Source organism: Streptomyces sp. NPDC004539 (genome assembly GCF_040610055.1).
Taxonomy (GTDB): domain Bacteria; phylum Actinomycetota; class Actinomycetes; order Streptomycetales; family Streptomycetaceae; genus Streptomyces.
Window position 1 is genome coordinate 194,825 of the sequence record NZ_JBEXLS010000007.1, and the last position, 18,643, is coordinate 213,467.

The 18,643-nt window shown below is 71.4% G+C and carries 16 protein-coding genes and 1 pseudogene; 4 read left to right on the plus strand and 13 right to left on the minus strand.

Translation table 11 applies throughout. The features are described from left to right. Positions 1 to 286 precede the first annotated feature (286 nt). The 3 genes and pseudogenes from ABZX85_RS17235 to ABZX85_RS17245 all read right to left on the minus strand — a co-directional run. Positions 287 to 874 (minus strand): annotated as a pseudogene (locus ABZX85_RS17235) (DNA polymerase III subunit alpha); the annotation flags it as partial. Positions 875 to 1,130: 256 nt separating this feature from the next. After that, the gene (locus ABZX85_RS17240) at positions 1,131 to 1,724 is read right to left on the minus strand and encodes a hypothetical protein (protein WP_355868476.1); all 594 of its coding nucleotides are present in this window, start codon (positions 1,722 to 1,724) and stop codon (positions 1,131 to 1,133) included. A 128-nt stretch (positions 1,725 to 1,852) separates the two neighbouring features. Beyond that, positions 1,853 to 2,671, minus strand: a complete 819-nt coding sequence (locus ABZX85_RS17245) for a NucA/NucB deoxyribonuclease domain-containing protein (protein WP_355868479.1) — start codon at positions 2,669 to 2,671, stop codon at positions 1,853 to 1,855. A gap of 836 nt (positions 2,672 to 3,507) precedes the next feature. On the opposite strand from ABZX85_RS17245, the gene ABZX85_RS17250 reads away from it, so the two are divergent. After that, a complete protein-coding gene (locus tag ABZX85_RS17250) occupies positions 3,508 to 4,326 on the plus strand; it encodes a hypothetical protein (RefSeq protein ID WP_355868482.1) in 819 nt (272 codons plus the stop codon). A gap of 235 nt (positions 4,327 to 4,561) precedes the next feature. Here ABZX85_RS17250 and ABZX85_RS17255 read toward each other — a convergent pair whose 3' ends face one another. Further along, positions 4,562 to 5,329 (minus strand): transposase, encoded by a 768-nt coding sequence (locus tag ABZX85_RS17255; protein ID WP_355868485.1) that lies wholly within the window; start codon positions 5,327 to 5,329, stop codon positions 4,562 to 4,564. Positions 5,330 to 5,365: 36 nt separating this feature from the next. Between ABZX85_RS17255 and ABZX85_RS17260 the strand changes: the two genes are divergently transcribed. Beyond that, positions 5,366 to 5,749, plus strand: coding sequence for a hypothetical protein (locus ABZX85_RS17260; protein ID WP_355868488.1), 384 nt, complete (start codon positions 5,366 to 5,368; stop codon positions 5,747 to 5,749). A 135-nt stretch (positions 5,750 to 5,884) separates the two neighbouring features. On the opposite strand, the gene ABZX85_RS17265 is transcribed toward ABZX85_RS17260, so the two are convergent. From ABZX85_RS17265 to ABZX85_RS17295, 7 genes are all read right to left on the minus strand, one after another. Next, positions 5,885 to 7,408, minus strand: coding sequence for an aldehyde dehydrogenase family protein (locus tag ABZX85_RS17265; protein ID WP_355868491.1), 1,524 nt, complete (start codon positions 7,406 to 7,408; stop codon positions 5,885 to 5,887). A 123-nt stretch (positions 7,409 to 7,531) separates the two neighbouring features. Next, a complete protein-coding gene (locus ABZX85_RS17270; RefSeq protein WP_355868955.1) occupies positions 7,532 to 8,797 on the minus strand; it encodes a GAF domain-containing protein in 1,266 nt (421 codons plus the stop codon). A gap of 144 nt (positions 8,798 to 8,941) precedes the next feature. After that, positions 8,942 to 9,544 carry an N-acetylmuramoyl-L-alanine amidase gene (locus ABZX85_RS17275; RefSeq protein ID WP_355868494.1) on the minus strand — a complete coding sequence of 201 codons (603 nt, stop codon included), beginning with the start codon at positions 9,542 to 9,544 and terminating at the stop codon, positions 8,942 to 8,944. Positions 9,545 to 9,784: 240 nt separating this feature from the next. Next, positions 9,785 to 10,996 (minus strand): ROK family transcriptional regulator, encoded by a 1,212-nt coding sequence (locus ABZX85_RS17280; protein ID WP_355868497.1) that lies wholly within the window; start codon positions 10,994 to 10,996, stop codon positions 9,785 to 9,787. A gap of 230 nt (positions 10,997 to 11,226) precedes the next feature. Continuing rightward, on the minus strand, positions 11,227 to 11,895 hold the full coding sequence (locus ABZX85_RS17285) for a hypothetical protein (protein WP_355868500.1): 669 nt from the start codon (positions 11,893 to 11,895) through the stop codon (positions 11,227 to 11,229). A 135-nt stretch (positions 11,896 to 12,030) separates the two neighbouring features. Next, complete coding sequence (locus tag ABZX85_RS17290) at positions 12,031 to 12,750, minus strand: hypothetical protein (protein WP_355868503.1); 720 nt, start codon at positions 12,748 to 12,750, stop codon at positions 12,031 to 12,033. A gap of 39 nt (positions 12,751 to 12,789) precedes the next feature. Beyond that, positions 12,790 to 13,335 (minus strand): RNA polymerase sigma factor, encoded by a 546-nt coding sequence (locus ABZX85_RS17295; RefSeq protein ID WP_355868506.1) that lies wholly within the window; start codon positions 13,333 to 13,335, stop codon positions 12,790 to 12,792. 102 nt (positions 13,336 to 13,437) lie between these two features. On the opposite strand from ABZX85_RS17295, the gene ABZX85_RS17300 reads away from it, so the two are divergent. Next, complete coding sequence (locus ABZX85_RS17300) at positions 13,438 to 14,397, plus strand: serine/threonine-protein kinase (RefSeq protein WP_355868508.1); 960 nt, start codon at positions 13,438 to 13,440, stop codon at positions 14,395 to 14,397. A gap of 39 nt (positions 14,398 to 14,436) precedes the next feature. On the opposite strand, the gene ABZX85_RS17305 is transcribed toward ABZX85_RS17300, so the two are convergent. Next, positions 14,437 to 15,495, minus strand: a complete 1,059-nt coding sequence (locus ABZX85_RS17305; RefSeq protein WP_355868511.1) for a hypothetical protein — start codon at positions 15,493 to 15,495, stop codon at positions 14,437 to 14,439. Between the two features lie 34 nt (positions 15,496 to 15,529). After that, positions 15,530 to 15,709 (minus strand): hypothetical protein, encoded by a 180-nt coding sequence (locus ABZX85_RS17310; RefSeq protein WP_355868514.1) that lies wholly within the window; start codon positions 15,707 to 15,709, stop codon positions 15,530 to 15,532. A 203-nt stretch (positions 15,710 to 15,912) separates the two neighbouring features. Here ABZX85_RS17310 and ABZX85_RS17315 point away from each other — a divergent pair, with 203 nt between their 5' ends. Beyond that, on the plus strand, positions 15,913 to 18,534 hold the full coding sequence (locus ABZX85_RS17315) for a tetratricopeptide repeat protein (protein WP_355868517.1): 2,622 nt from the start codon (positions 15,913 to 15,915) through the stop codon (positions 18,532 to 18,534). Positions 18,535 to 18,643: the final 109 nt, after the last annotated feature.

Genomic DNA, 18,643 nt, shown 5'->3' on the forward strand with positions numbered 1-18,643 from the left:
CCCTTCGTGCCTGCCTAGAAGAAGCCCAGCTTCTTCGGCGAGTACGAGACGAGGAGGTTCTTGGTCAGCTGGTGGTACAAGCTCGACAGCGCTCTGACCAGCAGAAGCGGTAAGAACTGACGTGCAGGATGCTGTGTTGGCCCGCGTACGGTCCGGATCTTGGAAGGGCGGTGTCGCCCTTCCTCCATGCAGCACGGGACGCTGCCGGCTGAGAGACGTGTTCATGGTCGGACGTCAGGTCGATGTGTCGTGCTGGATGACTTTCGCTTTACGACCGTTCCTGGCGGCTGTCCTCGAAGAACGCGCGGTCGACGACGCCGCTGGGGTCGTCGAGGGTGGCGAAGACGACGCGTTTCCCGGAGCGGATCGGCGGGGTCTGGACGGCGCTCTTCGCTCCGGCGACGAGGACGGCCTGGCCGTGCGGCAGGTCCTTGAGGCGGACGGCGGGGACGACGCCGAGTTCCTCCAGGAGTTCGCGGTGGTCGGTCATGAGGTGGCGGGAGGCGTCGAGTCCGAGGGTGCCGAGTTCGGCGGCGAGCCGTTCGGCGTCGTCCATGTCGGGCAGCCGCAGCGGGGCCGCGCGGCCGTCGTCGGTGAGCGTCAGCTGCCCCGGGGCCGCGTCGCGCCCGCGCCGGTGGAGTTCGGTGAGGTGCAGGAGCAGGTCGCGGCGGTTGTCGCCGAACCGGTCCAGGGCGCCGACCTGGACGAGGCGTTCGGCGACGGGGCGGGAGGGGCGGGCGCGGGTGACGAAGTCGTCGAGAGCGGCGTACGGCCGTCCCGCGGTGATCCGTTCGGCCTCGTCGTCGCTCATGCCGTGGACGTCGCCGAGCGCCAGCCGTACCCCGTACACGTCATCGGGCACCAGTTCGATCTTCTGGCGCGCCTGTGGGCGGAGCTCCGAGCACGTCCACCACGACGTGTCGTCTGCTGACCAGCTTGCCGCCGTCAGACCCGCGGTTGTCGGAGCCGACGGCGGCGTCCGTCTCGACCGACTGCGGATCGATCACCTCCGCCGCCGGCTCCGCGTCCGCCCCGGCTCCTCGCGGACCGTTGTCCGGAGTCGGTCACGGAACTCCTTGACCAGTGGATCGCCGAGCAGCACTTCCCCCACCTGATGCAAAGCCGGGGACTCAGTCCGGTGCACCAGCCTGAAGCTGCGTGTGCTGCGGGGCGAGGTGCAGGTGACGGTCCGGGACCGGAGGCACCGTATGGCCGGCTTCCGCGGTGTCTGTCTCGGCGTGCTCGTCGGCGCCGGGCGTGCGGTCTCGGTGGCCGACCTGGTCGGTGAGCCGGTGCCGGGTTTCCTCCTTCCAGGGAGCCGCCCAGATCTGGACGAGGTGCTCTTCCACGACGGCGTCACCCTCATCGGCGTGGACATCGCCGACTTCGGCTGCGGCGTCCCGGCCACGGGCATGGATTCGGAATCTCCACCACTGGTGTTCGCCCGGATCTCCGTGGAGGGGCACTTCGTCCAGATCGCTGGAGAGGGGGTCGCCGACCAGAGGGCCCTCGGCCGGAAAGTACAGGCTGACCTCCACGACCTCGTCCCAGCCCTCGCAGTCCAGCGGCGGCTCAGCGGCAGCTACAGCGAACACGAGACCGACATCGCCGTAGGAGGTGCCGGTCAGGACGCGGGCGTAGGTCGACTCGCCGTTGACGCGGACGAGGCCGTTGCCTTCGGCTCTTTCACCGGTGCCCGGTTCCTCGGCATCCGTGTCGAACATGACGTACTGATGGTGCGAAACCTGGACTCGGCCTGGCCTCTGAACGGTCATCGTTCTCCGATCCTGAACTCCGGACACCGTGCTGTGGTCCACACGCCCGAACCACAGCACGGATCTCGCGCGTCGCCTCAGACCGCGACCCAGAAGCCATCCTTGTCCATGACTCGCTCCTGTTTGTAGAAGCCGATGAGCAGGCCGCCCTGTTGGTTCTGTTCCGTGGCCGGGACCATGGCGATGCCGCGGCTCGCCTTCGGCAGCGCCGTGCCTCCTTCATAGGTTCTGGCGAACGGATACTCGTCGCACGACTTACCGGGGACAGGCGTCACGCGCCCGCAGACGGCCCGGCGGTTCGCGTTGGCCTTCGCATCGTCGGTGAGGCGGTGCAGCGGGTGTCCGGAGCCAGGCTTTCCGTAGTGACCGCCCTTGCCCTGGATGTTGCGGATGTTCTTGGCGATGTTCGGCAGAGTGCTCATGCTCGTCAGGGTGGGCTGGTACTTCGGAAAGACACAGCCCGGGCTGAGGATACGGCGGGTGTTGGCCGCGTTCCAGAAGGAGTCGTCGCAGCGGAAGCCCAGCGAGGAGTACGAGAAACCTCCCAGGGTGTAGCCCGGCTTGGTGAATGTGAAGGTGTACTTGGCTGCGCTGTTGTGGGTCTTGTTCTTCTTGACCCCGTCGCTGTAGTCGACCGTGCCCGAGAAGGCCGCACCCAGCGTGTGCGGGGTGACACGGTTGGTCGCTTTGCACGGGTTGCCGCAGGAGACTGACATCCCCATACGGATACCGCCGCCGCTTTTGACGATCACCGCTTTGCTGACGCGTGTGGTCTCCGACCACTTCAGCGTCTTCTTGTTGAGCGTCATCTCATGACTGATCGTGAACGTGGCCCGCCCGATCTCGGCTCCGTTGCGCAGCACCTGGACTCTCGCCTGGGAGGTCAGGCACGCCACGCTCCGGTTGTAGACAACCGCGTTGACTCTACAGGTGGCACCGGAACTGACAGCCGCGACCGCCGGGCTCTGAGTCACCCTCAGTTCGCTCCGCCCCGGTCCGGCTTGAGCCGCACCCGTACATGTCCCCGCAACGGCAAGCACCGCGGCCGCGATCACAGCGGTGCGTATTTTCCCCGACAACAAGGTGTTTCCCCCTAGCCGTCGCATCGTCCAGGCACCCTGCGCACCCGTCATGACGACAGCGCGACGAAGCTATGGCCAACGCCACACCATAATGTGATCATTTTTACCAAAAGGCCGAATAGCCCCACGGGAATGTCCGATTCCCACCTCTCGCACCAGGACTCGCTCGGCACTCACGCCTGCCGTGTCCGGCAGGCGTTGCGGTGAGGCGGCAGTCCCTGCCGGATCGGCCGTTTCACCGGCTGGACGACAGGGGCGTGACCTGCGGTCGCGATCGCGTGCGGGAGTGCTGAGCGAGCCGGCCAGGGCGTCAGCGTCGGTGGTGAGTCCGCACCGCCGGTCGAAGGACGTCTCGTCGGGCTGGTACTCCAGCCGGACTTCTGTATTTCTGCTGTTCAACGGCCTGGTGGTGGCGGGTCAGGCGGCTAACAGACCATACGGAGAGGGCCGGCCGGAACATCGGTAGCTCGATGTTCCGGCCGGCCCTCTCCGCTGCTGCCCCAAGTGCGCAGGTGCTCGCGAACGCCGGGAAACTGGCGAGGCGTACTCAATACCGCAATCACCCACATTGGTGAATATATGTGCCATTTGGTGTTCGTTGGGTATGTCGGTCTTGACGTTCTCCCTCCCGTCAATCCCCTGGAGTCCCCATGAAACACCTCCGCCTGGCCGTGCTCGCCACTGTCGGAACCCTCTGTGCCGCCGCCCTGTGCACCGGGGCCGCCACGGCCGACGCCGACCCGGCTCCCGTGCGGGTGCAGACCCCCCACACGATCAACGTAGGGCGCCCCCAGACCGTGGCCCCCCATTCGGGGACCAACGTCAACGTCCCCTGTCAGTCACCCGAGCAGAGTTCCGGAGGGGGTGTCCGGACCACCGGCACCGGAGTCTTCATCGCCGCCTCTTGGTCCTCGGCGGGCTGGGAGGCCGACGTCTACAACGAGTCCAACAGCCCGCAGACGGTCACGCCCGTGGCGATCTGCACCACGCAGCGTCACACACGCCGATCGAGCATCCCCACCGTGCGTGTGCCGGCCGGGCAGTCGGGGCTCGCCCGCGCGTTCTGTCCCGCCGGCATGGTGACCACCGGCGGCGGAAACATCGGCGGCACCCAAGGCGCGAGCCGGATGTATATGAGCCAGTCGTCCGACATCGGCGCCAGCGAATGGGTCGTACAGGCGTTCAACCACTCCGCGTTCGAGCAGCAGCTCCCCGCTCAGGTGGTGTGTACCGACACCCCCCACAGCGCGCGGGCCAGCGGCGGCACACAGCTGACCCAGGGCGCCACGGGAACCGCTCACATCGACTGCCCTGCCGGTGAGGTGCCGACCGGGGGCGGCGGCCTCGGCAACCCCGCCGTGCAGTTCAACGAGTCGTACCCCACGGCCACCGGATGGACCGTGCGCGCCACCAACAACGGCAGCCAGCCGCTCACTCTGTTCGCCCGAGTGACCTGCACACGACCCTGATCCCAGGTGGCGCGGAACCGGTCGGGATGTCAGCGGTTGACGCTCATGCGGAGCATTGCCGACGCGTTCGGCCACGTCTGTGGACGCCCAGTGCCGAGCCCGGCCGCCCGCTTCAGCTTTCATCCATACCAGGACAACGACAACCACCAGCTCAGGACATGAAGTCCCACTGGAGTACTCAAGGTTGTCCCGTAAGCGATCTTGAGGGTCGTAGGGGCGGGCGGCCGGGGCCCGGTCATCCGGTGAGGACGAGGTTGTACAGGCGGGCGATGCCGAGCATGGCGTAGTGGACGCCGTCGCCCTTCAGGCGGCAGTCACGGAGGATCTTCCAGCCCTTCATGCGGGCGAAGGTGTGCTCGACGCGTGCCCGAACCCGTATGTGCGCGCGGTTGTGTGCCTCCTTCCAGGCCGGGAGTTCCTTGCCTCTGGCTCGGCGGTGCGGAATGACGAGTCCGGTGCCCTGGTAGCCGCCGCCAGCGATGGTTGTGGTGCGGCCGACGGCGTCCTTGGCGCCGGATTCCTCCCAGCCACGGGAGTCATGACGGTTGCCGGGCACAGGCCGGTCGACTATCACGACCGCCCTGGTGTCGGTGTCGATGACGACCTGGTGGGCGGTGGAGCAGCGATAGTTCTTGGACTGCTCGGCAATGCTGCGGTCGCGGGTCGGTACAAGGGCGCCGTCCACGATCAGCACTGCGTCCTTCGCGAACCGCCTGCGTGGCGTGAGCGCGAGCTTCGGGCCAAGGCGGTCGATGATGCGACTGGCCGCGGACTTCGACACACCGAACAGCGGCGCCAGTTGCCGTAACGTCACGTTGGTCCGCCAGTAAGCGGTCACCAGCAGCACACGGTCTGCCAGTGACAGCCTCCACGGGCGCCCGCGACTCGGAGGGTCGGCTCCCTCTCTCTGCAGCTGGGTCACCAACTTGCCCAAGGTGCGCGGGCTCAGTCCCGTGAACGGGGTTGTCCAGGACGGCTCCGCCGCCGTGATCACACCAGCCATCCAGAGATCTGGGCACCGAGCAAGTAAGGGGACGAGATGGGACTGATGCTCTTCCCAGGTGACGACGACGTGGCGAGCCCAGACGTCTCCTGGTCCTACACCGGCTTCAGCCTGTTCAGGAAGTGGTTGGCCCAGGCCGAGGGGTTTACGCTCGCCGAAATGGACGGCTTCGGCGGAGACCGCCAATGGTCCAGCGTCTCCACCACGCTGGTGCCACTACTCAACCATCCAGACGACGATGGCCCCGACCTCACGCCTGCACAATGCGCGTCGATGTTGCCCCGGCTGACAGCAATTCTCGACCAACGTCAGCCTGACGACGGCGATCCTGTCCACCGACGGCTCATCGAAGACGTCAGTCAGCTGGGCACTGTCCTGTGGATCTGCGTGGACAAGGACGTCGAGCTCATCTTCGGCTAGCCCCAGGAGCGCGGCTTGGCCCGTTGTTGAAGGGACGGCCCGCGGTTATTGGGACAACCTTTAGCTGCGTGAATGACGAAGTCAGAGGGTGCCTGACCAGGAGAAATGCCTGGTCAGGCACCCTTTCGCGTGCCTCTAGAAGAAGCCCAGCTTCTTCGGCGAGTACGACACGAGGAGGTTCTTGGTCTGCTGGTAGTGCTCCAGCATCATCTTGTGCGTCTCCCGCCCGATCCCCGACTGCTTGTACCCGCCGAACGCCGCGTGCGCCGGGTACGCGTGGTAGCAGTTGGTCCAGACGCGGCCAGCCTGGATCGCGCGGCCCGCCCGGTACGCCGTGTTGACGTCACGGGTCCAGACACCGGCCCCGAGGCCGTACGCCGTGTCGTTGGCGATCTTGATGGCGTCGTCGAAGTCGTCGAAACCGGCGACGGAGACGACGGGCCCGAAGATCTCCTCCTGGAAGACACGCATGCGGTTGTCGCCCTCGAAGATGGTCGGACGGACGTAGTACCCGCCCTTCAACTCGCCGTCGTACTCGGCGCGTTCACCACCCGTGAGGATCTTCGCGCCCTCCTTCTGGCCGATCTCGATGTACGAGAGGATCTTGGAGAGCTGCTCGCTGGACGCCTGCGCGCCGATCATCGTCTCGGTGTCGAGCGGGTGCCCCGGTTTGATCAGCTCGGTGCGGGCGACGGCCGCGGCGAGGAAGTCGGGGTAGTTGCCGCGCTGGATCAGCCCCCGGGAGGGGCACGTGCACACCTCGCCCTGGTTCAGCGCGAACATCGTGAACCCTTCGAGGGCCTTGTCGCGCAGGTCGTCGTCCTTGTCCCAGACGTCGTCGAAGAAGATGTTCGGCGACTTCCCGCCCAGCTCCAGCGTCACCGGCTTCAGGTTCTCCGCCGCGTACTGCATGATCAGCCGCCCGGTCGCGGTCTCCCCGGTGAACGCGACCTTCGCGACGCGCGGGCTCGACGCGAGCGGCTTGCCCGCCTCCAGACCGAAGCCGTTGACGATGTTCACGACCCCCGGCGGCAGCAGGTCGGCTATCAGGGACATCCAGTAGTGGATCGAGACGGGGGTCTGCTCGGCCGGCTTGATCACGACCGTGTTGCCCGCAGCCAGCGCCGGCGCGAGCTTCCACGTCGCCATCAGGATCGGGAAGTTCCACGGGATGATCTGCGCGACCACCCCGAGCGGCTCGTGGAAGTGGTACGCGACCGTGTCCTCGTCGACCTCGCTGAGCGAACCCTCCTGCGCCCGCACCGCCCCCGCGAAGTACCGGAAGTGGTCGATGGCGAGGGGGATGTCCGCCGCCAGCGTCTCGCGCACCGGCTTGCCGTTCTCCCAGCTCTCCGCGACCGCCAGCGCCTCCAGGTTCGCCTCCATCCGGTCGGCGATCCTCAGCAGGACGTCCGAACGCTCCGTCGCCGACTTCCGCCCCCAGCCGGGCGCCGCCGCGTGCGCCGCGTCCAGGGCCTTCTCCACGTCCTCCGCCGTGCCCCGCGCCACCTCGGTGAACGGCTGCCCGTTCACCGGGCTCGGGTTCTCGAAGTACTGCCCGCGCGCCGGCGGCACGTACTCCCCGCCGATGAAGTGGTCGTAACGCCCCTGGTAGGAGACGAGCGCCCCCTCCGACCCGGGCGCGGCGTAACGAGTCATCCCATGCCTCCCTCACCAGCGCTGCCCGCCGTTGGACAGCTCCCTCGGACCGTACGCACCGGGACGTTGCACCGACGTTGCGCGCCGCACCGGCACCGGACGCCGCGAGCCACGCCCCCGCCCCTACAGCTCCCAGCCTCCCGTCCCCGTCAGCTCTGCCTCCAGCGCCGCGAGCCGCGCCCGCACCGGCGCCGTCGGCCGGACCGCCGCGAGCGCCCGCCACACCTCCAGGTCGTCCTCACCCCACGGAGCGTGCGCCCAGTCGGTCAGCAGGTCCGGGTCCCGCCCCGCGATCAGCGCCGCCCGCACCCCGTCCGCGAGCTGCCGCCTGAGCCGCGTCACCGCGGGTGCCCGCGAGGCCGGCAGCAGCGGGCCGCCGTACGCGGAGAGCGCCGCCGTCACCGCGCCGGCCGCCAGCCTGCGTTCCACGACGGCGACGTCCGACTCCACCGGGACGGTCAGCCGGTACGGCCGTGAGGCGAGCAGCTCCGGGCCCAGCACCCCGCGCAGCCGGGCCAGTTCGGCGCGCAGGGTCACCGGCGTCACCGACTCGTCCTCGTACAGCGCGCACAGCAACTCGTCCCCGGTCAGCCCCTCCGGGTGACGGGCCAGCAGGACGACGATCTCGCTGTGCCGTCGGCTCAGCCGCACCTGCCTGCCGTCCACCGTCAACCGCGCCTCGTCCCGCCCCAGCGCCGCCAGTTCGGACGACTCGACGGCCGGCCGGTCCCGCGCCAGCAGCGCCAACTGCCCCTCCGCCGCCCGCGCCACCGCCTGCACGAACCCCAGGCTGTGCGGATGCGCCAGCGCGTTCCCGCCCGTCACGTCCACGGCGCCGAGCACCCGCCCGGTCCGCGGATCGTGCACCGGGGCCGCCGCGCAGGTCCAGGGCTGCGCCTGCCGCGTGAAGTGCTCCGCCGCGAACACCTGCACCGGCCGGTCCACCGCGACCGCCGTCCCCGGCGCGTTCGTCCCCACCGCGCTCTCTGCCCACCGCGCGCCGGGCACGAAGTTCATCCGCCCCGCCTTCCGCCGGACCGCCGCGTCCCCCTCGACCCACAGCAGCCGGCCGTGCGCGTCGCACACTGCGAGCAGATGCGCCCCGTCCGCCGCGAAGGGCGCCATCAGCTCCCGCAGCAGTGGCATCACCGGCGCCAGCGGATGCTCCGCCCGGTAGGCCCCGAGCGCGCCCTCCGACAGTTCCACGTCCGCCGTGCGGTCCGGCCCCACTCCGGCCCGCGCGGACCGCCGCCACGAGTCGGCGACCACCCGGCGCACCGGCTGCGCGACCGTCCCCGCGACCGTGAACGTCTCGTGCGCCCGCCGCAGCGTACGGACCCGCTCGGCGGGGTCGGCCCCGGGTTCCAGGGCCACCCAGAGATCGGTCAACTCGGCCTCCCGGAAGGTGGGATCGGGCGGTGCGGGGTGCTGGGACGGCGCTGTTCGCCGCGCGTCGGGCGTGCTTTCGGCCATCGTCACTCCGGGGGCGCACGCCGACAACCGTCGCGGCACCACTCGCCCGGATCGGGCCGCTCAGACCTGGGCGACGAGTCTCATGTACCGCGCCCAGTCCCAGTCGCGGCCCGGGTCCGTGTGGTCGCTGCCCGGCACCTCGTAGTGGCCGATGACGTGCGCCCGGTCCTTGGGGATGCCGTACCGGTCGCAGACCGCCGCGGTGAGCCGCGCGGAGTGCTCGTACAGCGCGTCCGTGAAATAGGCCGGCCGGTCCACCCAGCCCTCGTGCTCGATGCCGACGCTGCGCGCGTTGTACTCCCAGTTCCCCGCGTGCCAGGCGATGTCCGCCTCCCGCACGCACTGGGCGACCCGGCCGTCGGAGGAACGGACCACATAGTGCGCGGACACGCGTTTCTTCGGGTTCTGGAAGATCGTCAGGGCCTTGTCGAACGACGTCTGCGTGACGTGGACGACCACGAGGTCGACGGGATGCCGAGGGGAAGGGCGGTCGGAGACGGTGTAGTTGGCGGCGACGGCCGGCGCCCACAGAGCCGACGGGTAGTCGGCGGCCTGCGTCTGCGCTCCGGCTCTCGGCTCGGGCAGCACCACGGCCGAGGCCGCGGCCAGTGCGGCGCCCTTCAGCAGCTGCCGCCGGCCGGGGAGAGGACTGGCTCGGTTCATACAAGGCCCTTCTGTCACGGGGAAGTTCGCCGCCCCGCCGCTGCGGTGCGTGTGATCACACCGTACGGCGGCCGGGCAACCCGCAAGTGGGCCCTTCGGGAATCTGTGGACAGACCAGGGCCTGTGGATAACGCGCTCACTCGAAAGGAGTAATTCCGCTTCCGCAGGCGGGGGTTGTCCACAAGATGGATCGTTTCTCCTCGCCCCGAGGCCCGATGATCACACCGGACCGGCTCCGCTTCACCCAGCCCCGGCCCCGACCCCCACGGGATCGTCCAGCACCCCCCGCACCACCGAGTGCGCCGCCCCCAGCAACGGCCCCTCCGACCCCAGCCGCGACACCGACACGGGACACACCGGCCCCGCCGTCCGCCTGGCCAACTCCGCCTCCAGCGACGGCAGCAGCCACGGCGCGAGCCCGGCCAGCGCCCCGCCAAGGACGACCCCTTCCGGGTCCAGCAGATTCACCGCTCCGGTGAGCGCGATCCCGAACGCCGTCCCCGCCTCCCGCAGCGCCCGCCGCACCGCCTCGTCCCCGTCCGCCGCCCGCCCCGCGAGCAGCCCGACCCGGTCACCGCCCGGCGCCAGACCGGCCGCCCGCAGGACGGCCTCCTCCCCGGCGTACTGCTCCAGGCACCCCCGCCCGCCGCACACGCACTCCGGCCCGTCGGGATGCACCGGCACATGCCCCAGCTCGCCCGCGAACCCCCGCTTCCCCCGCAGCAGCCCGCCGTCCACGACGACCGCCGCGCCGATCCCGATCTCGGCCGACACGTGCAGGAAGTCGTCCGGGGTGTCCTCGCCCAGCCAGAGTTCGGCGAGCGCCCCGAGATTGGCCTCGTTGTCCACGGTGAACGCCGGCTCCCCGGGCAGCAGCCCGCCGAGATCGACGTCGTGCCAGTCGAGGTTCGGCGCGCGCACGACCGTACGCCCGTCCCGCGCCACCAGCCCCGGGACGGCCACGGCGAGCCCGGCCGCCCACAGCCCCTGCTCCCGCGCCTCCGCGACGACACCCCGCACCAGCTCGTCCAGCTCCGCGACGACCGGACCGGGGGAGCGGCCCCGGTTCGTGCCCTGCCGTTCGGCACGCGCGCGTACCTCACCGCGCAGGTCGACCGCGCAGACCGCCAGATGGTCGACGCCGATCTCCGCGCCGATCCCCGCGGGGCCGCGCCGGGACACCGCGAGCGCCGACCCCGGCCGGCCCACCCTCCCCGGCCGCTCCGGGCCCAGCTCCTCCAGGAGCCCGGCCCGTATCAGCTCGTCCACCAGCGTCGACACGGCCGTCCGCGTCAGCCCGATCCGGGACGCCACCGCCGCCCGGGACAGCGATCCCTCCGCGCTGACGGCGTGCATCACGCGCGCGAGGTTGCGCCGCCGCATGCCCTGCTGGGTGTCGGAGGACACCCGGCCGGCGGCGGTGGGACGGGGGTCGTGCAGCGGGGCGGTCATACGGGGGCGTCCTTCGGCCGACGGGTCAGGAGTCCGTCGAGGTTCTTCCGATATCAACCCAGTTTTGCCCTGTCCCTGTCGTTTCCGCAGCCCGGTGACGTACGGCTGTGCGGAGCGCTCCGGTGCCGCCCCGCCCCCTCGTGATCCTTCCCCCTCCCGCGTGCCCTCTGACGGGCCATTTCTGGACAGTACCCCAGTTGCTCCGGGTGCCCTCGTCCCGTGCGACGGGATCAGCCGGCCAGCCGGTGGACGGCGCCGGTGGCGATGCCGGCCACGTGGCCGGGGGTGGCACCGGGCGTGCCGGTCAGCTCGACGATGCCGACGCGCAGACCGCTGCGGATCACCGCGACACCACCGGCGGCCTCGCCGTCGCCGTTGTAGGACGGGTACCAGTTGCCCCGGCCGTCCTCGACGGTGAACGCGTGCGCCTTGCCGTAGTACCAGTGCCCCGCCGGCTCGTTCTGGCAGCCGCGCACCAGCTTGTTGAGCTGCGCCTCGTACGATGCCGCCGACGTGGCCGTGGAACCGGCGGCGACGGACTCGGTCAGCAGGGTGCCCTTGGTGGCGAACGACCAGGCCGCCTCGGCGTAGGCGACGCTCTTCCCCCTGGTCAGCGTGCGCATCGTCTCCTCGCCGGAGCACGCGGAGAGGGACTGCTCGCCGGTCAGGGCCACGGTCGCGCCGACCGGGGACAGGCCCTGTCGGACGAGGTCCTCGCTCTGCAACAGGTTGCCGGTGCCGAGGGAGGGCTCGGCGGACGGGGTGGCGCTCGCGGCGGCGGGGTGCGTGCCGACGGCGATCGCGATCAGGGCGGCGCAGGCGGTGGCGACCGCTCCCGCTGTGCGACCGCGACGCGAGGACCTCTTGCCGGCTGCCTGGTGGTCGAACATGTCGAACATCTCGTCTCCTGTCCGGTGGTGACGCGGTTGGCGTCGTACAACCAGGGAGATGCCGCAGGTCCGCGAGATGTTGGAGGGAAAGTCGCGGCAAGGGGTGTGATCTGGGTCACTCGCCGGGGTGGGCTCGGGACGGCTTCAGAGCCGTGTCACGGCCGTACGGACGATCCGCGTCATCGCCGCCGTGTCCAGGCAGGCGCCGACCTCCAGGACCCCGTAGTGGGAGCCGCTCCGGAGCACGGCGATGCCGCCGCACGGCTCCTTGCCGCGCGGCGCGGCCCCCGTGGTGTTCAGGTCACCGCCGTAGGTGCCCATCCAGCTCGCGGTGACACCCGGAGCGACGGTGATCGTGCGCGTCGGCCCGTACACCCAGTGGCCCGCCGGTTCCGTCTGGCACGGCACCTCCTCCAGCAGCAGGCGCTCGGCGAAGTTCTGCGCCAGCGTCGCGGTCCCGGCGTCGGCGGCGACCTCGCGCGCCACCTGATCCTTCAGGTCGACCGCCAGCGTCGGGTCGTCCGGGTCCGTGTTCTCGATCGTCACGAACCCGCGGAAGTGCGCGCCAGGCCCTCCCAGGGTCTGGCTGAGGGTCTTCTCCCCGGCGCAGGCCGCGTTCGCGTACCTGCCGTCCCCGAACCGGTCCCGCACGTGGACGCGCTGCGAGAGCCCGAACGCGTCCGGCGTCAGCAGATTCCTGTCCGTCACAGGGCCATCGGCGGGCTTCGCCCCAGTCGAGGGGGTACCCGATGGAGACGCCACAGCGTCGGCCGCCGTCGAGCGGGCGGGCAGCACGAACCGGCCCGTCAGCAGACCGAGCCCGACGGCGGCCGTCAGGATGACGGCGATCGTCCGGATGCGCACGGCGGCGCCCCCTCCCTGTCGCCCAGGCCGCGCGACGTCTCAGCGGTCATCGGCGAGACGGTCCCGCATGAAGCGGCGAGCCTGGTGGATACGGTCCTTGACAGTACCCAGGGGAGCGTTGGTCGCCTCCGCGACCTGCGCGTACGTCAGGTCCCCCAGATCGCGCAGCACGAAGGACTCCACCAGCGCCGGATGCCGCTTCTCCAGCGCCGTCAGCGAGTCCATCAGGTCCAGGCGGGTGCCCGCGATGACGCTCGTGGTGCGGGGATCGGCGCCCTCGGGGAGGAACGCGTGACTGTCCTCCGCCCGTCGGCGCATCGAGCGGTACGTGGACCTGGCGGCATTCGAGGCGATCACGGTCACCCACCCGAGGAACGAGCCCCGTCCGCTGTAGTCGTGCAGATGGGTGCTGATGGACAGCAGAGCGTCCTGCGCGGCCTCCTCGGCGTCGGCGTGGTGCGGCAGGAAACGGGAGCAGCGGCGTACGACCGTGGGGCGGAGCCTGGTCAGCAGGCGCTCCAGGGACGCCCGGTCACCTGCCTGCGCGCACGCCACGAGCCGCGTCAGCTCGTCCTCGTCGATCATCCCGTTCCCCCTCGTTCACGCACGACCCCGCACTCCACTGACCTGGACTCCACCCGACCACCCCGCAGTTCCCGGCCGACGCCTCGGGCAGAATGTCGCCGCATGCGGAAGCTTGGTCGTTACCTCCTCGAAGACAGACTGGGAGCCGGTTCGTTCGCGACCGTCTGGAGGGCGTACGACCCCGAACTCGACACGGACGTCGCGGTCAAGGTCCTGGCCGACAACTGGGCCGCGAACGCCGACGTACGGCAGCGGTTCCTGGCGGAGGCGAGGCTGCTGCGGAGGATCGCCAGCCCACGTGTCGTGCGCGTGCACGACGTCGGTGTCCAGGACGACCGCCCCTTCTTCGTCATGGACTACGTCCGGGGCGGCACGCTGGCCGAGAAGGTCGGGCACTGCGGGCCCGAGGAGGCGCTCCGGCTGGCGGCCGAGGCCGGATACGCCGTGCAGGTGCTCCATGACGCGGGCGTCGTCCACCGTGACGTCAAGCCGTCGAACCTCCTGATCGACGCCGGCCGCACACCTGCCGCCGTACTCGTCGCTGATCTCGGCAGCGCGAAGCGACTGGCGGACGCGTCGGGGCTGACCGTGACCACGGGCACGCCCGCCTACATGGCACCCGAACAGGCCCTCCAGACCGGCGGGTTCGACGGGAGGGCCGACGTGTACGCCCTCGGTGTCGTCACCTACGAGCTGCTGACCGGGCACAAGCCCTTCGGCCCCGGCGGTCGCGCGACCCTCCTCGCGACGCAGACCCCGCCGCCGTCACCGACGATCCCCGTGGAACTGGGAGTCCCGAGAGGCGTCGACGCCCTTCTGCGCGCCGCTCTGTCCGTGGAACCCGAGGACCGTCCGCGCACCGCGCGGGACTTCGCGGACGCGCTGTCTTCCCAAGGAGCCCAAGGAGCCCATGGAGTCCACGGCGCTCAAGGAGTCCAAGGAGCCCGAGGCGGAGAGGAGCCGGCGTCGGCCACGCGCTCATGGCCGACCCCCCTTGTCGTCTGGCTCGCGGCAGCCGTCGTGTTCCTCGTGACGACGGCGGTGACCTGGGCGGTCCGCTGAGGGCGCGGCAGCCGTCGGGCTACCCGGAAACCCTCGCCGTCAACCCTTCAGCGGCAGATCCGGCAGGGCCTCCTGCGCCCACGGGGCGAGACCGGCGGGCAGCCGGGCGACGAGGGCCGCGAGCCGCTCGACCGCACGGACGGCGTCGAGGTCGTAGTCGGCCGGATCGTCGCCGGTGCCGCCGTCCTGGGGGTCGTCCGGCTGGTCCCTGAGGACGGTGAGGACGTCCCGCCCCTGGACCGACCACTCCCTCGTCCCCGTGTCGAGCATCGCCCGCACGGTCTCCTCGGTGACCAGTGCCTCGGCGAAGTCCGGCCGCAGGGTCTCGATCTCCAGGGCGTACCGGTTGCGGCGGCCCCGCAGCGCGACCCGGACGGAAGGGAAGGCCGCGTCCAGATGCACGGCGCAGACGGTCACATGGTGGTGCTGCCAGGCCGGGAACGGCGCGAAGGGTTCGGGCTCGAAGGCGTCCGCGACCGTGAACCGCACGCCTTCGTGGGTGCCGGACATCACCGCGAAGGGGGCCCGGAGCCCGGCCCGGGGCGGGGCGTTCAGCACCTCGGCCGGAGTGGCTGACAGCCGTTGCAGAGGGCCGGGCTTCCACCGCCGGGTGAGAGACGGCAGCCGGTCCTGGAACGCCCATCCACGGGCCCGCGCGAACGCTCCCCGCTCGGCCACGGTGACGGCTTTCGGCGGGCGTCGCCGGAAGTACGGCAGGGCGTAGTAGAGGGCTGTCAGGGCGCCGTACCCGGCCACGGCTACCGGCCAGTGCACCCATTGCAGCGTCCAGCCGGCGAGGAGGAGACCGGCCGCCGCCAGGAAGTACGGTGAGAAGCTCTGGAGGGGTGTCCCGCCCGCCCGGTGCCGGGAACTCCACACCGTCTCGTCGCTCCCCGGCACCTGGTCCGGCGCCTCCGTACGGTTGCAGGCCACGGCCGCCACCAGGTTGACCAGGCCGAACACCAGGGCGATCGGAACGGCGACGAGACACGCGGTCGCCCAGTCGCCGTCCCGCGCGTCGGCGACGGCGAACCAGACGGCCGTCAAGGCGCCCAGCAGCGCCGGCGGCAGACATCCCAGACCCGAGTACGCGAGCATCGTCGTCCCCCTCCTCCGTAGAGAGTGCCGCTCTCTAAGACTGCTGCCGGCGCCGTGCCGCCATCAGGCCGATCAGGCCCACGATCGCGAGCGGGGCCGCGACGAGGGTGACGACCGGTGCCCCGGCGACGAGGCCGAACGCGTTGCCGAGCACTCCGACGAGGAGCAGGGCCCTCCATCCGGCGAGGCTGCCGTTCGTCTGCTGCTGTGCCATGTCACTGCCTCCGCTCGTCGGGCCTGATGGAGCCGCACCGTAGGCCGCCGGTGCTTCCTCCCGCCGCGCGTGTGCCCTCCCCGGAGGGCATCGGAGCAGGTCGGACCGGGTGGGGTGGCGGTGCGGGAAGTCCCCGGAGCGGGCCGGACCGGGAGTCCGCAACAGGCTCCCGTCCCCAGGGCGTTCCGCCTAAGATCGCTGAGATGGAAGAGCCGGAGCCCCCGGAGTCACCGAGAGCGGCGTTCGCCGACGCGCTGACGCGGCTTCGGCGCCGAGTGCCGGATCTGTCGGACGAGGTGCTGGCCCGCCGGGCGAGCCGTACGGCCCTGCCGTCCGGGCGCCGCGTCGACGTCAACGCCCGCCGCCTCGGCGAGTGGCTGAGCGGACGGTCGGTGCCCCGTGACTTCCACGCCGTGATCGCCCTGGTACGCGCCGTCGAGTCGGCGGCGGGCCCCGCCGGTCCGCGCTCCTCGATCGCCGACTGGGAGCGGCGGTGGCGCGCGGCCTGTGAGGACCGCGCCGCCGCAATGCCCGCGCCGCGTCCCGCGGCCACCGTCGACGAGGTGGTCATCGGCCGCCCGCCGAGCGACGCGGCCTCGCTGCGGGAGCGGACGGCCCTGTCGGGCGCGATCGACGCGGCGCTGGAGGACGACGCGGTGCGGGAGGTCGTCCTCACCGGCGCGGGCGGAGTCGGCAAGTCGCAGCTCGCCGCGGCGGCCTTCCACCGGTTCCGGCAGCCCGGCGGGGTACGGGTGTGGGTGCCCGCCTCGTCCCGCCAGTCCGTTTTCACGACGTACGCGCGCGCGTGGCGGGTGGTCGCGGGCGGGGAGAGCGGAAGCGGCTGGGACGACGAGACACAGGCCGACCTCTTCACGGCCTGGCTGCGGACGACGACGCGGCCATGGCTCGTGGTCCTGGACGACGTCGACGACCCGGCCGACCTGCGGGGCGTCCGGCCGGCCGGTGAGCACGGCAAGAGCATGGTGACGACCCGTCGGCGGGACGCGGCGCTGATCCGCCCGTCCGCACGGATCGTGCCGGTCGGAACCTTCGCCCCCGAGGAGGCCGTCGACTACCTCCGCTCACGGCTCACGGCCGACGAGGACGGCACAGGGGACCTGCGCGCCCTGGCGGACCGGCTCGGACACTTCCCGCTCGCCCTGTCCCAGGCGGCGGCGTTCCTCATCGACACCGGCATGCCCCTGACCACGTACCGCCGCCTCCTCGACGACCAGCGGCAGACGCTCTCCGATCTGCTGCCGGCCACCTCCCCGGCGGACGAGCACGGCGAAACCGTGGCCACCGCCTGGCAGCTCGCCCTGGACCGGGCGGAGACACTCGCGCCCGCCGGAAGCGCCAGAGCCACCCTGGAACTTCTGTCGATGCTCGCACCGGACGGCATCACGGAGGCGCTGCTGCACACGCGGGCGGCTCGCCGCTGGATCGTGCGCGCGGGGGACGGCCACGCCGAACGGGCCGTGCTCCTCTCGCTGCGGGCCCTGCACCGGCTCAGCCTGGTGACCCACGACCCCTCTCGCACACCCGCCTCGGTCGAGGTGCACGCCCTCGTGCAGCGCGCGGCGCGCGAGAGCGTGCCGGAGCAGCTCCGGCCGCGCCTGGCCGTGGCCGCCGCCGACGCGGTCGAGGAACTCTGGTCGGCCACGGCGGAGTGCGCGTACGAGCCCGAGACGCAAGCGGGCCTGTACCGCAGCGTCGAAGCCCTGCGCCGGACGGCGGGCCTCGACCTGCTGGGGGACGGGCGCATGCACCCCGTCCTGCGCCGGATCGGCCCCTACCTGGCCGGACTGGGCCGAGACCTGGCCGCGCGGGACGTCTGCCAGGAACTACTGGCACCGGCACGCGCCCACCTCGGGGACGAGCACCGCGACGTCCTGTACCTGCGCTGCCGCGTGGCCCTGGCCGCCGGCGAACTGGGGGACGCGGCGTCGACCCGGGCGGAGCTGGAACACATCCGCCGGGACGCCGAACGGATTCTGGGCCCGAGGGACCCCGACACCCTGACGGTACGGCTGCACGAGGCCCGTTTCCGGATGGAGGAGGGCGCGGTGGCCGCCGCCCTGGACGACTTCACCGAACTCGCAGGCCGGGCCGCCGACGGACTCGGCGCGGACCACGCCCTGGTGATCGACGCGCAGAGTCATGCCGCTCTCTGCCGCGGCCTGGCGGGCGACGCCATCGGCGCGCGGGACGCCTGCGCCGCTCTCGTCGAGGTGCTGGAGCGGCGGTACGGCCCGGGGCATCCGCTCACGCTGAGCGCCCTCACCGACCTGGGCAGGTGGACCGGCGAGGCGGGCGACACGCGCGCGGCGGTCGACATCTACCTGCGGGCGGTGGCACGCCTGGAGTCCGCTGTCGGCCGCCTCCACCGGGACACGCTCATCGCCCGGCACAACCTCGCCTACTGGCGGGGCCTGGCGGGCGACCGGGGGCTCGCGGTCGAGGAGTTCACCGCCGCCGCCGAGGACGCCGAGCGCGCGCTCGGCGCCGACCATCCGACGACGCTCACCTACCGCGTCAACCTGAACTTCTGGCGCGGCCTCGCCGGCGAGCCGGCCACGGCGCTCACGGAGCTGGCCGCACTCCAGCCCAGGGTCGACGGCGTGCTCGGCGCCGACCACCCGCGAGCGCTGCGCACCCGCCAGCAACGCGCCGAACTCCTGGAACTCTCGGGCGACAGCGCCGAGGCCGCCGCCCTTCTCACCGCGCTCCTGGCCGACATGACCCGCGTCCAGGGCGGCGACCACCCGCGCACCCGCGAGGCCGCGGAGGCGCTGGCGCGCTGCACCGGGCGGGAGGCGGGGTGAGAGCCGGCCGTGGTGCCGACGGTCAGGTGTCCTGAACTGTCGGCGGCAGGGAGGGGTGCGGGGAGGGGCGCAGGGAGGGGTGCGGGCAGGGGACCTGCTCTTCCGCGAG